The organism is Fischerella muscicola PCC 7414 (assembly GCF_000317205.1).
In the GTDB taxonomy this organism is placed as follows: domain Bacteria; phylum Cyanobacteriota; class Cyanobacteriia; order Cyanobacteriales; family Nostocaceae; genus Fischerella; species Fischerella muscicola.
In genome coordinates this window covers 1-14439 of sequence record NZ_AJLK01000124.1, presented here as the reverse complement: position 1 = coordinate 14439, position 14439 = coordinate 1, and the positions used below count along the sequence as shown (strand labels likewise).

The following is a 14439-nucleotide window of genomic DNA, read 5'->3' as shown; positions in this document are numbered from 1 at the left end:
TGGTGGTTGATTGGAACAGACAAACAACAACCAACAAACAACCAACAACAAACCTTTCAATTATAGGCATAACTAGCTAACCAAGAGATGGTGATACCTAATGCTGAGCCTGCTATCACCTGGAATGGTGTATGTCCTAACAATTCCTTGAGGCGATCGCCTGTAAATTCTGGGTGTTCGTGAAACAATTCATCAATCATTTGGTTGAGAATACGAGCTTGTTTGCCAGCAGCTTGACGGACTCCAGCTGCATCGTACATGACAATAATCGCAAAAACTGTGGCGAGGGCAAATTCAGCAGAAGCCCAGCCATGAGTTTGCCCCACGCCAACCGCTAAAGCCGTAACTAAAGCTGAATGAGCGCTGGGCATACCTCCGGTTGTGACTAAGACACTAACATTTAATTTTCGATTCTTGACTAGTTCAATGATGAGCTTCAAAGCTTGAGCCATCAAACAAGCTACTAGAGCAACCACCAGCACCCGGTTGTCTAAAATATTACCTATATCCTGCATGGTATTTTGGTCAGGTTAATAACAATGAGCAGCAGTTGTATGTGTGAGGAAGTAATAGATGCAACCAAAAATCCATAATTAACCCAGTGCTATACAGCAGAAGATCAGTAAACAGTCATTCGATTTTGGATTTTGCGAAAAGTTTGTAGACGCAAGGCGGCTTACCGTTAGGGTGCGGAGGTTTCACGCGACGTGATGCCAGGTGCTTTATGCCGGGAAAAGAGTCCACCACAGTGGCTCCTCCGTTAGCGTAAGCTCCGAAAGCGATAGCGAGGCTCAAAGCTTTTCAATACGGATTCTAGATTTTGCATTGACTCCACAGATATTTTCTGGGAGCTTTTACCATTAAAGAATTATCGGTCAACCGACAACTGATGACTGATAACTAATCACTGCTTAGTGACTACGACTGGTGATAAAGTGAGCTAGTGCCACCAATGGTTCTGCCGCTTTCCCAAACGGTTCTAATTCTGCACAAGCAGACTCTATTAGCTGTTGGGCTTGTTTTTGAGATTTTTCAATTCCCCAGAGGCTTGGATAGGTTACTTTCTTGGCTTTTTGATCTTTGCCCACAGTTTTTCCTAGCTGCTGTTGTGTAGCAGTGATATCTAAGATGTCATCAATAATTTGGAAGGCTAGCCCAATATTCTTGGCATAGCGAGAGAGTCTTTTTAAATTGTCTTGTGATGTCCCTGCCAAAATTCCACCACAAACTACACTAGCTTCTAAAAGCGCTCCTGTTTTGTGGTGATGAATAAAATCCAATGTTTCTGAAGAAATATCTGATTTCCCTTCTGATTCTAAATCGAGTACTTGGCCACCCACCAAACCAGCAGCGCCCACTGCACGCCCTAAATGGGCGACTACTCGCAATAATCGCTCTGCTGGCACGTCTTTAGTGTTCTCGGCTACATATTCAAAAGCGTAAGCTAACAAGCCATCTCCAGCCAAAATCGCGATGTCTTCGCCGTATACCTTGTGATTGGTGAGTTTACCGCGACGATAATCATCATTATCCATTGCTGGCAAATCATCGTGAATCAAAGACATAGTGTGAATCATTTCCAATGCACACGCGGTTGGCATGGCTATGGCGATGTTCCCACCAGTCATTTCACAAGTAGCAAGGCAAATAATGGGACGCAGGCGCTTACCTCCAGCTAAAAGCGAGTAGCGCATTGCTTCATAAATCTTTTCTGGATAACGTACGGAAATAGCCTGTTCCAAAGCTACTTCACATAGCTTTTGTCGTTCTTTTAAATAGGTAATTAGGTCAAAAGTTGCTTTTTCTGGAGTTTGTTTCAGGTTATCCGTTGTTACCATCCTTGATTTCCTTAAATTTCTGTTATTTAAGTAACAATTTTAAGGGAAAGAGTCATTATTGGTTGGTAGTTGGTGGTTAGTGGGTTAGTTATTCCAAACAACAAACAACAAACAACAAACAACAATAATCACTCTTTTGTTTTTAAGCGTTGGCTGTAGCTATCCACTGTATTTTGCAATAACATAGCCACAGTCATAGGCCCAACACCGCCAGGTACTGGGGTGAGGAATTCTGCCACATTGGCAACTGATTCAAATTGGACATCTCCGACTAAGCGGCTATTGCCACTGTCATCGGTGACACGATTTATCCCCACATCTACCACAACAGCGCCTGGTTTAACCATCTGGGCCGTAATTAGTTCTGGACGACCAACAGCTGCTATTAAAATATCAGCGTTTTTAGTTATGGCTGGGAGATCATGCGATCGCGAATGAGCAATTGTCACAGTTGCATCAGCCTCTAGGAGCATCAATGCCAATGGCTTACCCACCAAAATACTACGTCCTACCACTACCGCTTGTTTAGAGCGCAAGGAAATTTTATATTCCTGCAACAGACGCATAACTCCCGCCGGCGTACAGCTACGCAAACCAGGTTCACCCCGCACTAGTTTTCCTAAATTCACTGGGTGTAATCCATCGGCGTCTTTGTCAGGATCAATTTGATGCAATAAGGAAATAGCATCTAGATGATTGGGTAGGGGCAATTGCACAAGAATACCATCCACCCGTTCATCCTGGTTTAGGTGATGAATAACTTCTTCTAGTTCGGCTTGAGTGGTTTGTGTGGGAAAATGCTTACCAAAAGAAGCCATACCTATTTTTGCACAGGCTTTTTCTTTACCGCGCACATAAGCAGCTGAGGCTGGGTTATCCCCCACCATTAGTACAGCTAAACCGGGCGGGCGTCCTATGTGGGGTTGTAATCTGGTAATAGTAGCAGATAATTCTTGCTGAATTTTTGTAGCTAGGGCTTTACCATCAAGCAGTTTAGCAGTGTTTGTTTCCATTAGATAATTAACAAAAATACGCTCTTTTTTGGTGTCGCTGCCTGATGCTGTAGCGCTTTTCAAACAGCATTCGCCATAAACTTTAGGGGAACTCTTAACTCTTAACGGGGATCGGGGATCGGGGATCGGGGATCGGGGATGATTAATAACCACTAACCATTCCATTACCCATTACCCATTACCCATTACCCATTTTCTCAGATTGGTTGCTTCAATTGAGAGTGTATTTTGAGGAGTGAAGAACATGGGTAGACTGAAGGGGAACTGACTCATTGCAAATAGCGACAAACCAACCACTGATGCCAAAATTCCCCCAAAAGGTATCTTTTATGCTACAGGCAAATAAATTTTACATTAATTTCAAAAAAGAATGTAATAAATGGATTGACAAAACTCAGATTTATAAAACGATTCCCAATCCAAAGTCACGCCACGTGCTACAACTTTGGGAACCAAAGCAACGCAGTGGCTCCAAAATCCAAAATCCAAAATCGTCTTACCTTCCTTCCACTGTTTTTTATTTGGGATTAACTTACTTTCTCATGGCAGGATTAGTAAGTTGCAGTAATTTCAGCTTTTCTGGGATCAACGCTCTTGGCGCAAATGTGACTCCAATTCGAGAACTGCAATCACAACCAGATAGCAATATAACAGTATACATCCAAGGCAAAGTTGAAAAAATAGCTCCCCTCTTGAAACGACGAGCATATCTGGTAAAAGACGATACTGGTAAAATTTGGGCTATAACTAATCAAACTAATTTACTAGTTGGAGATCAAGTAGTCATTAAAGGTCAAATTCGCTACCGAAGCATTCCGATTGCAGGCAAAGAATATGGGGAAGTGTATATAGAAGAAAAGTAAAAAGACCTCGTCCTTAAGGACGGGGTTTAACAATAACGTCACACTGTCCCAAGAAAATTTATGAGTAAGCAACCGGTACATGTAGCGATCGCGATTCTCTACCAAAAAGACAAGTTTCTCATGCAACTGCGCGATAACATTCCCAATATTCTCTACCCTGGTTACTGGGGACTATTTGGCGGACATATCGAACTTGGTGAAACCCCAGATGTAGCAGTGAAGCGAGAAATTTTAGAAGAAATTGGCTACAATCTACCACCAACAGTGTCTGAGTTTGGTTGTTACGACGATAACTCTGTTGTACGTCATGTTTTCCAAGCACCATTGTTGGTGGAATTAAATCAACTTGTTCTCAATGAAGGTTGGGATATGGGTTTAGTAACGCCGGAAGACATTCACCAAGGACAATGTTATTCCAAAATCGCAGGGGAAGTCCGTCCTCTTGGGCCAGTGCATCAGCGAATTTTGTTAGATTTTATGAAAAAGGGAATCTTGAATGGTTAGTGGATAGTGGGGAGATGGGGTGATGGGGAAGGCGGGGGTCCCCTCTTGGGAACTCGGGGCCCCCACTCCCCCAAGGGAGTGGGGATTAGGGGCGAAGGGGCAATGGGGTGATGGGGTGATGGGGTGATGGGGGGCTAGGGGTCCCCACTTTGTGGGGTTGGGGGCAATGGGGAACTCACCGGCCCCACTCCCCGAAGGGAGTGTGAGGGGTGTGTAGACGCGCGCAGCGCGGCTTAAGGCAGAGTACCCGGAGGGCTTAAGGTAAGGGTGGGGTGTGAGGAGTAAGTATTTTAAAAAACAACCAACAACCAACAACCAACAACCAACAACTAATATAACAATTCCCAATGTCAGCAAATCAACTTCCGCGATGGTTAACTATAGCCTTGGCATTTCCCTTAATCATTCTCAATGCTTGGGTATTGCTTCAGGTAATTAATTATTTTCAACCTTTAGTCAGCATTGTTGTTGCTGCTATTTTATTAGCTTTTATTCTGGATTATCCAATTCGATTTGTGCAAGGAAGAGGGGTACAACGTAATCTTGCTATTGCCGGAGTACTGCTGTTGGCTGTACTAATATTGGTAGCTGTAGGTATTACTTTAGTACCGCTGATTATACAACAACTCAATGAATTAGCTAATATTTTACCGACATGGATAGATTCTGGTAGCCAACAACTACAGGCTTTACAAAATTGGGCAACAACTGAACAACTACCAGTTCATTTAAGTGGTTTAATACCCCAACTTCTTGATAGAATATCGAATCAAATTCAAAATTTTACGGGTAGGATATTAGGCTTTGCTTTAGATACTATTGGTAGTTTAGTTAATGTTCTGCTAACAGTTGTACTGACTTTCTACTTAGTTTTAAATGGGGAACGTCTTTGGGATGGCATATTTCTATGGTTTCCATCTCATGTCGGCTTACAAGTGCGTCAGTCATTACGGGAAGATTTTCAAAATTATTTTATTGGTCAGGTAACATTAGCTACTATCTTGGCATCAGGGATTACTCTAGCTTTTTTGGCTTTGCGAGTTCCTTTGAGTCTACTTTTTGGATTAGTAATTGGTTTTTTTGCTTTGTTCCCTTTTGGAACAGGAATAGGCATTACTATAGTCAGTTCTTTAGTGGCATTAAGTAATTTTTGGTTGGGAGTAGAAGTTTTAATTGTAGCAGTAGCGATCGACCAATTTAACTACAATTTTGTTGCTCCTCGCATTTTGAGTAACTTAACTGGTTTGAACCCTGTTTGGGTAGTAATTTCTTTATTGATAGGTGCAAAATTAGGAGGATTATTAGGACTTTTAGTTGCTATTCCTTTAGCAAGTTTTATCAAAAGTGTTGGCGATAATTGGCGTGAAGGAAAATTCAGTCCTACAACTGATACTGATAAAGATGTTAAATACAGTTCCGAAATTCAGACAGCCAAAAACCTTTGAATCACTTCCTGACTTAGTTCGCTGGTAGAACCAGAGGCGACAATACCACCTTTTTGCATAGCGTAATAGTAATCGGCTTGACGGACAAAGTGTAGGTGTTGCTCTACTAATAAAACAGAAATGCCTGTAGTCGCAACAATCCGGCGGATTGCGGCTTCAATTTCTAAAATAATCGAGGGTTGAATTCCTTCTGTGGGTTCGTCTAATAAAAGTAATTGGGGTTGTCCCATTAAAGCACGAGCGATCGCTAATTGTTGTTGCTGTCCACCACTCAAATCACCACCCATACGGGAAAGCATAGTTTTCAAAACTGGAAATAGCGTTAAAATTTCTTCGGGAATTTCTTGATTTTTCGCTGGCTTTTTTCGCGCTTCTAAACCCAATAAGAGATTTTCCTTCACCGTCAAACGTGGCATAATTTCTCGTCCTTGGGGAACATAACCAATTCCCATTTTTGCTCTTTGATCGGGGGATTTGGAATTTATAATTGTCTCATTCAGGGTAATTGTACCGCCACGGGGTTTGAGTAAACCCACAATTGTTTTGAGGAGAGTTGTTTTCCCCACACCATTGCGTCCGATGAGACAAACCATTTGTCCATCTGGAACACTCAAATCGACATTGCGAAGAATGTGACTTTCGCCGTAGTAAACATCAAGATTAGATATGTTTAACATGATTTTGTATTTATAGGAAGAAGAAACGAACACAGATGCACACAGATGAACACCGATAAGCTATCTGTGTGCATCTGTGTGCATCGGTGTGCGACTTAAAAAACACGACTGTTGTCAACGCTTAAATTCATATCAAACCCTATCAACCATCTTGCGATTGTCCCAAATAAACCTCAATCACGCGAGGATCATTTTGCACTTCTTCGATACTACCTTCACATAACACCGAACCTTGATGGAGAACTGTGACTTTCCTGGCTATTTGGCGCACAAACTCCATATCATGTTCAATCACTAAAATTGAATGACTCTTTGCTAAAGCTAAAAGTAATTCCCCAACGTTATAAGTTTCTTCATCAGTTAACCCAGCCACAGGTTCATCAACAAGTAATAAATCAGGAGACTGCGCTACCAACATCCCAATTTCTAAACGTTGTTTTTCACCGTGGGAAAGTAAGCCTGCTGGAATATCTGACTTATTCCTTAAACCAATTGTTTCTAGTAATCCTTTGATGCTATTTTTTTCAGCAGTACTAGGATGTCCAAACAAAGTCGAAAATACATTTTTATTGCGGTTGCTAGCAAGTTCCAAATTTTCACGGGGTGTGAGATTGAGGTAAATTCGAGGAGTTTGGAATTTGCGACCAATTCCTAAACGTGCAATTTGATGTTCTTTGAGAAAACGGAGATTTTTACCTTTAAATAAAACTCGTCCTTTTGTTGGTTGTACTTTACCTGTAATTACATCAAGAAAGGTTGTTTTACCAGCACCATTCGGGCCAATTACTACTCGTAATTCTCCCACATCTATGCTAAAGTTCAACTGATTTAATGCCTGAAACCCATCAAAAGTAACAGTGAGGTTTTCAGTTTCCAAGATTTTGGCGTTCATGCTGCACTTCGGGGTCTTGTTCTAAGCTGGGATAAGTGGCAATTTGAGAAGGACGTTGTAAAAGAGAAATTTTTTGCTGACGCAACCATCCAACGATGCCATCCGGTAAGACTGTGACGACTATTAAAAATAGCGCCCCCTGGAAAAATAGCCAAATTTCGGGAAATTGTTCGCTCAAGAAAACACGAGCATAGTTAACAAGTAAAGCGCCTAAAATTGCTCCCACTAAAGTGGCGCGTCCCCCCACTGCAACCCAAATTACCATTTCAATCGAAAAGGCAATATCCATGGCTCTCGGTGATACAGAACCACTTTGCAGGGTGTAAAATGCTCCGGCGATTCCTGCTATTGCTCCTGAAATAGCAAAAACCAACACTTTGAACTCTGTAGGATTGTAACCAGAAAAACGCACTCGACTTTCATCATCACGAATTGCTATGAGCAACCTACCGAAACGTCCACTTGTTAGCCAGCGACAAAGAGCATAGATAGCAACAAGAAACAATATTGTGAGAATGTAGAAAACAAACTGGGTTTTTGTATCGCTTACTGTCGCACCAAATAAAGTCGTAAAATCTATCAACCCATTCGTACCATTAAATAGTTTTTGTTGACCATTAAAGAAATTGAAAAAAACAATTGTCGCCGCTTGCGTCAAAATCGAAAAATACACTCCCTTGAGGCGGTTACGAAACACCAAATATCCTAATAACCCCGCCAATACTGCGGGAATAACTACCACAGCAACAACCGCAAAAGGAAACGAATAAAAAGGTTGCCAAAACCAGGGTAATTCTGTCACCCCGTACAATCCCATAAAATCAGGTAACTCACCTTGGGGAACTTGCAGTTTCAGGTACATAGCGATCGCATATCCACCCAAGCCAAAGAAAATCCCATGTCCCAAACTCAACAACCCCGTATAACCCCAAATTAAATCTATACCTAAAGCCACAATTGCCAGCGATAAAAATCGTCCCAGCAAATTCAGCCGAAAGCTAGACAAAACAACAGGCATAATCAAAATCAAGATGAGTGCGATCGCCACCACCACCCCCACCTCAAATAAAATTAGCCTTCTCCCCTTCCTTCTCATAACTTGGCGTCCTTGGCGTCTTGGCGGTTTATCTCAAGTTAAACATCAACAGTACGACCCTTCTGTGGAAAAATACCAGCAGGCTTCCACTGTAAAAACGCAATAATTAACCCAAACACCATCACCCTTGCCATACTCGTTGTCGCAAAAAAGGTAAAGAAATCTGCCAAAGGCTGAATAGGAGTCAACAACAAAGCCAAAGTCCCAGAACCGATCAAAAAATTTACCGTCCCAATCGCCAACGCTGCCACAATACTACCTACCAGGTTTCCCACACCACCCACAACCACAACCATAAAAGTATCAATAATGTAGTTTTGCCCTGTATTTGGCCCCACAGAACCGAGTAAACTAATTGCACACCCAGCCACACCAGCTAATCCCGAACCTAGTGCAAAAGTCATGGCATCAACTTTCTGTGTTGGGATACCCAAACAAGCACTCATGCTGCGATTTTGTGTAACTGCGCGAATTCTTAATCCCCAATTAGAACGCTGCAAAAATAGGTAAATACCCAGCACACAAATAACAGTCAAGGCAATAATAAATAACCTGGCAAAAGGCAATTGCACGCCACCCAAAGACATACCCCCTCGTAACCAACCAGGTGCAGTCACATCCACATTTTGCGCGCCAAACCAAGGTTGAGTAACAGCTAATTGATAAGTTGCACTTAAAAAATTACTGACTGCGATTGTCACCCCTAAAGAAAGTAACAATATCACTGTCACAATCCAATTCCGCACCCGTCCAAAATTGGCGCGGGAATTCAAAATCCATAAACCACCAAAAAACAAGAGGCAAAATAGAGCGATCGCAATTACCAAAACCCAATTTACACTGCGAACAAACTGCTGCAAAATCAAACTCACACCCCAAGTTGCCAACAGAGTTTCTAGGGGACGATTGTAGAGATAACGCACCACACCCCTTTCTAGAATTAATCCGACAATTGCTGTCAGCAAAAAAGCAAAAATGAGAGCAAAAAATATATAACTTTCAAACCATAATCCACCGAGTTGTTTACTAACATTTTGCACCACAAAGGTAGTGTATGCTCCCAACATCATCAACTCGCCATGTGCCATATTAATGACACCCATCAGTCCAAAAACAATGGCAAGACCTAGTGCTGCAATTAGCAACACAGCACCGATACTAATGCCATTAAATATGGCATCTAAAAATCCTGCTAACACATTTCCCCCAAGAAAATCAGTTATCAGTTATTAGTGATCAGTTATCAGTCCAGTAGGGTGTGTTAGGCGCATTTTTTGATCTCAATTTTTCACGAAAAACATGATAAAAGCGCCTAACGCACCGCCGCTCACATGGTGCGTTAGGCTGAAGCCATAACACACCCTACTTAAGATTTATATCAGTTATCAGTTTAATTTTTCACTGATAACTGTTAACTGTTAACTGTTAAACCTTGTATTTACCACCTTTGTTTGGATCTGACCAATCACAAGCAAATCCCTTAGTTTCTTTTACAAACTGATTCCAAGGAATTGGTTCAACTGGTGCGGGAGTAGCATAGACAATATTAAACAAACCATCATCTCTCACTTCACCAATCCGCACAATTTTTGATATGTGATGGTTAGCTGCCATTGTAACTTTGCCTTCGGGAGCATTCAAAGTTTGACCGTAGGCTGCGGCGCGTACTTTGGCGATATCGGTAGTCTTGGCTTTTTCTACTGCTTGTTTCCACAAATAAACTCCGATATATGCTGCTTCCATCGGGTCATTTGTGACTCGCTCATTACCATATTCTTTCTTAAAAGCTTCGACAAATTTCTTATTTTCTGGAGTATCAACTGTCATGAAATAGTTCCAAGCGGCGTAGTGTCCTTTGAGGTAATCAACACCGATCGCTTTGACTTCTTCTTCAGCAATACTTACAGACATGCTGGGATATTTATCTGGAGTTAATCCCGCACCTTGCAATTGTTTAAAGAATGCGACGTTACTATCACCATTCAGGGTGTTGAAAATTACACCACCGTTAGGTAAAGTTTGTTTAATTTTAGTAATAATCGGCGTCACTTCTGTGTTACCTAGTGGTAAGTAATCCTCGCCGACTGTTTTACCGCCTTGAGCTTGTAACTGCGCTTTAATAATTGTGTTAGCTGTCCGGGGAAAAACGTAGTCGGAACCTACCAAGAAGAATTCTTTGCCTTTATTTTTGAGTAGCCAATCAACGGCAGGTTCTATTTGTTGATTGGGAGCAGCGCCAGTGTAGAAAATGTTATTAGAACACTCTTGCCCTTCGTACTGCACCGGATACCAAAGCATATGGTTTTTGCTTTCAAATACCGGCTTGACATTCTTGCGGCTAGCAGAAGTCCAACAACCAAAAACGACAGCAACTTTATCTTGATCAATTAGCTTGGTGGCTTTTTCCCTAAAAGTATCCCAATTGGAAGCACCATCTTCGACAATTGCTTCAATTTTCTTGCCTAAGACACCACCAGCAGCGTTTATTTCTTTAATTGCTAGTTTTTCGGCATCAACAACGCTTTTTTCACTAATAGCCATTGTGCCGCTAAGAGAATGTAAAATTCCCACTTTAATTGTGTTGCCATTAGCAGCAGCACTGACAGGAGAAGCCGCAGGTGATGTGACCGCGGCTGGATTTTCTGCGGTATTAGTTGAAGAATTGTTGGCACAACCCTTTAATATAAAACTTCCTCCCAAGGAGGCGGAACCATAAACTATAAACTTACGCCGTCTCATATTTAAATTGTTTTGCTCAAATGAATTAGCTAAAAACTTTTGCAAGCAATGTTAGTGTTACATTTAACTAGGAAACAGTCTATTTTGATACTGTTTGTTATCAAAGGTTAATAATTAGTTAAATAAGTTTTGAGGGTGGTCAATACTCTACATATGTGCATTCATCGGGAAAGGGTAAGGGTGACTCACCATTTAAGTTAGGTCACAATAAACAAAGCTAAGTAGTTAGGGTCGTCATTGCTCATTGGTAAGTTTCCACAACCGCCTCAGAAATTTCACAAATTCGTAGCGAATAAAATTCAAAAAAAACTCTGCGAACCTTTGCGCTGACTTTGCGTCCCTCTGCGTTTAAGTTTATGCAAAGCTGTACCAAGTTAGCTCCCTTTTACCCCCAATCCCTTGATGAAGAAAAAATAAATAAACCTTGAGCAATTTCTTGGTAGCGCTGATAACGCGCTATCATCGGTTATTGGCATGTTAAAAAGTGTATCCCTGAACATCCATGACCGCTTCTTACTCTGCATCCCAGCCAAACGCCGGCAACAATGCGAACACATTTATTACTGACCACCGACTGGTGGATCGCAGTAAGCTGACTCAAATGTTTCAGCATTATGTGGAAACGAAGGAGAAGTATCCCCATGCGGTGTTGCTGTATCGAGTAGGAGACTTTTTTGAATGCTATTTTGAAGATGCTGTGATTCTGGCGCAGGAATTAGAACTCTACCTCACGAGTAAGCCAGTAGGAGAAGTGGGAAGGGTATCAATGAGTGGTGTCCCGCATCACGCCTGGGAACGTCACGCTACTCTGTTGGTAGAAAAAGGGTATGCGGTGGTAATTTGCGATCAAGTTGAAGATGCTTCGGAAGCTGTTGGTAGATTGGTACGGCGAGAAGTAACGCGGATTCTCACTCCCGGTACTCTGCTAGAAGAAGGAATGTTGAAAGCCAGTCGCAATAATTACCTGGCGGCTGTGGTAATTGCTGGGGAGCATTGGGGTTTGGCTTATGCAGATATTTCTACTGGGGAATTCCTCACTACTCAAGGTAGCAGCAGTGAACATTTGACCCAAGAGTTAATGCGGTTGCAGCCTGCGGAAGTATTAGTTCCTACGAATGCGCCTGATTTGGGAAGTTTACTGCGTCCAGGAGAAAAGTCTGACCATTTACCGGAATGTTTACCGCCAGCGTTTTGTTATGCACTGCGATCGCAACTACCTTTTTCAGCCGGGGAAGCGAGATCTAGGTTATTACAGAAATTTAAGGTGCGATCGCTTGAAGGTTTGGGTTGCGAACACCTCCCCCTTGCAGTCCGCGCGGCTGGCGGTCTTTTAGAATATTTGGAAGATACACAAAAAGAAAATTCTATACCTCTACAGCTACTTCGTACTTACACAATTACTGATTACCTAATTGTAGACTATCAAACCCGCCGCAACCTGGAAATTACGCAAACTGTCCGCGATGGTAGTTTTCACGGCTCCCTACTGTGGGCTTTGGATCGAACTTCGACGGCGATGGGTAGTCGAGCTTTACGGCGCTGGTTGTTACAACCGCTACTTGATATCAAAGGTATTCGAGCGCGGCAAGATACAATTCAAGAATTGGTAGAAAATACACCTCTGCGTCAAGATTTGCGGCAGTTGTTACGGCAAATTTATGACTTGGAACGTCTGACGGGAAGGGCTGGTTCTGGTAGGGCAAATGCCAAAGATTTGGTGGCTTTGGCTGACTCTGTGTCCAAGTTGCCGGAATTAGCGCTACTAGTGATGGATGCTGCTTCTCCTTTCCTCAAAGCCTTACAGAAGGTACCTCCCGGCTTGGAGGAGTTAGGGCAGAAAATTCGTAGTTATATTGTGGAGTCACCACCGATACATATTAAAGAAGGTGGATTGATTCGTCAGGGAGTGAATCCCCAATTGGATGAAAGACGGACTTTGGTGGAAGAAGACCAAAAATGGATTGCGAATTTGGAGGTTGAGGAACGGGCGAGGACTGGTATTCAGACACTGAAGGTCGGATTTAATAAAACTTTTGGATATTACATCAGTATTTCCCGGGCTAAGGCTGACCAAGTACCGTCAAATTATATACGCAAGCAAACTTTGACGAATGAAGAACGTTACATTACTCCAGAGTTGAAGGAAAGGGAAGCGCGGATTTTGACGGCGCGGGATGATTTGAACCAGATGGAGTATGAAATTTTCGTGGCGTTACGGGAGGAGGTAGCAGCCCAGGCGGAGGTAATTCGGAATCTTTCGCGGGCTGTGGCGGCGGTGGATGTGTTATGTGGTTTGGCGGAGTTGGCTGTATATCAAGGTTACTGTCGCCCCGAGATGGTGGAGGGGCGAGAGATTTATGTTGTGGATGGGCGTCATCCGGTGGTGGAACAGTCTTTGCCGGCGGGGTTTTTTGTGCCGAATTCAACGCAGTTAGGAGGAATGGTAACGACTGATGGGGAGGTGGGGAGATTGGGAGATGGGGAGAATTCACCCCACCACCCCACCACCCCATCACCCCATCCTGACTTAATTATCCTTACGGGTCCGAATGCGAGTGGTAAGAGTTGTTATTTGAGGCAGGTGGGGTTAATTCAGTTGATGGCGCAAATTGGCAGTTTTGTGCCTGCTAGGTATGCGAAGTTGAGTGTGTGCGATCGCATTTTTACCCGTGTGGGTGCGGTGGATGATTTGGCTACAGGCCAATCTACGTTTATGGTGGAGATGAATGAGACGGCGAATATTCTCAATCATGCTACTTCGCGATCGCTGGTGTTGTTGGATGAGATCGGACGGGGGACGGCAACTTTTGATGGGCTGGCGATCGCTTGGGCAGTGGCGGAATATTTAGCGGCGGAGATTGAGGCGCGGACGATTTTTGCAACGCACTACCACGAGTTGAATGAGTTGGCGTCACTGTTACCGAATGTGGCTAATTATCAGGTGACGGTGAAGGAGTTACCAGACCAAATTATCTTTTTGCATCAGGTGCAGCCGGGAGGTGCGGATAAGTCTTACGGTATTGAAGCGGGAAGGTTGGCGGGTTTACCTGGGGTGGTAATTCAACGGGCAAAACAAGTGATGGGACAAATTGAAAAGCATAGTAAAATTGCGATTGGTTTGCAGAGTTTGGAGTGAAGCGATCACGCTTAGCTTGTGGAGTTCAGCAACTTAGGGATGCGGTGCAGCAAATGCAAAGTCTTTTATATATAGCGTAATCATACGTAGAGACAATTCATGAATTGTCTCTACACAACTGGAGTTTAGACTAATACCAATTCAATTAATGATAGCAACACATCCTTGGATAAAGACGCGATGAATCGCGTCTCTACAAGATGGCCCATCTGTCGCATTCTTTTGGCGAATTGGTA

Annotated in this window: 12 protein-coding genes; 4 read left to right on the top strand and 8 right to left on the bottom strand. The window is 42.9% G+C overall.

The genetic code is table 11. The features are described 5' to 3' along the window. Positions 1-56: 56 nt before the first annotated feature. The 3 genes from UYI_RS0119555 to folD all read right to left on the bottom strand — a co-directional run bounded on the left by UYI_RS0119555 (position 57) and on the right by folD (position 2851). Entirely contained in the window at positions 57-515 is a 459-nt protein-coding gene (locus UYI_RS0119555) for a divergent PAP2 family protein (protein ID WP_009460306.1), read from the bottom strand. A gap of 396 nt (positions 516-911) precedes the next feature. Then, positions 912-1838 carry a geranylgeranyl diphosphate synthase CrtE gene (gene crtE / locus UYI_RS0119550; RefSeq protein ID WP_016868367.1) on the bottom strand — a complete coding sequence of 309 codons (927 nt, stop codon included), beginning with the start codon at positions 1836-1838 and terminating at the stop codon, positions 912-914. A 128-nt stretch (positions 1839-1966) separates the two neighbouring features. Beyond that, positions 1967-2851, bottom strand: coding sequence for a bifunctional methylenetetrahydrofolate dehydrogenase/methenyltetrahydrofolate cyclohydrolase FolD (gene folD, locus UYI_RS0119545; protein ID WP_026086058.1), 885 nt, complete (start codon positions 2849-2851; stop codon positions 1967-1969). Between the two features lie 329 nt (positions 2852-3180). On the opposite strand from folD, the gene UYI_RS0119540 reads away from it, so the two are divergent. The 3 genes from UYI_RS0119540 (at position 3181) to UYI_RS0119525 (ending at position 5663) form a co-directional block, all read left to right on the top strand. Beyond that, positions 3181-3714, top strand: a complete 534-nt coding sequence (locus UYI_RS0119540; protein ID WP_026086057.1) for a hypothetical protein — start codon at positions 3181-3183, stop codon at positions 3712-3714. A 60-nt stretch (positions 3715-3774) separates the two neighbouring features. Continuing rightward, complete coding sequence (locus tag UYI_RS0119535; protein WP_016868364.1) at positions 3775-4218, top strand: NUDIX hydrolase; 444 nt, start codon at positions 3775-3777, stop codon at positions 4216-4218. Positions 4219-4565: 347 nt separating this feature from the next. Further along, positions 4566-5663: an AI-2E family transporter gene (locus tag UYI_RS0119525; RefSeq protein WP_016868362.1), complete on the top strand. Its 1098-nt coding sequence runs from the start codon at positions 4566-4568 to the stop codon at positions 5661-5663. Here the strand turns inward: UYI_RS0119525 and urtE are convergent. From urtE to urtA, 5 genes are all read right to left on the bottom strand, one after another. Beyond that, on the bottom strand, positions 5642-6340 hold the full coding sequence (gene urtE / locus UYI_RS0119520) for an urea ABC transporter ATP-binding subunit UrtE (protein WP_016868361.1): 699 nt from the start codon (positions 6338-6340) through the stop codon (positions 5642-5644). The two genes, UYI_RS0119525 and urtE, sit on opposite strands and share 22 nt — an antisense overlap. A 142-nt stretch (positions 6341-6482) precedes the next feature. Continuing rightward, positions 6483-7232, bottom strand: a complete 750-nt coding sequence (gene urtD, locus UYI_RS0119515) for an urea ABC transporter ATP-binding protein UrtD (protein ID WP_016868360.1) — start codon at positions 7230-7232, stop codon at positions 6483-6485. Next, positions 7207-8328: an urea ABC transporter permease subunit UrtC gene (urtC, locus tag UYI_RS0119510; RefSeq protein ID WP_026086056.1), complete on the bottom strand. Its 1122-nt coding sequence runs from the start codon at positions 8326-8328 to the stop codon at positions 7207-7209. The genes urtD and urtC overlap by 26 nt, the downstream gene beginning before the upstream one ends. A 38-nt stretch (positions 8329-8366) precedes the next feature. Then, on the bottom strand, positions 8367-9527 hold the full coding sequence (locus UYI_RS0119505) for an ABC transporter permease subunit (RefSeq protein ID WP_016868358.1): 1161 nt from the start codon (positions 9525-9527) through the stop codon (positions 8367-8369). Between the two features lie 226 nt (positions 9528-9753). Beyond that, entirely contained in the window at positions 9754-11067 is a 1314-nt protein-coding gene (gene urtA / locus UYI_RS0119500) for an urea ABC transporter substrate-binding protein (RefSeq protein WP_016868357.1), read from the bottom strand. A 502-nt stretch (positions 11068-11569) separates the two neighbouring features. Between urtA and mutS the strand changes: the two genes are divergently transcribed. After that, positions 11570-14203, top strand: coding sequence for a DNA mismatch repair protein MutS (gene mutS, locus UYI_RS0119495; RefSeq protein WP_016868356.1), 2634 nt, complete (start codon positions 11570-11572; stop codon positions 14201-14203). Positions 14204-14439: the final 236 nt, after the last annotated feature.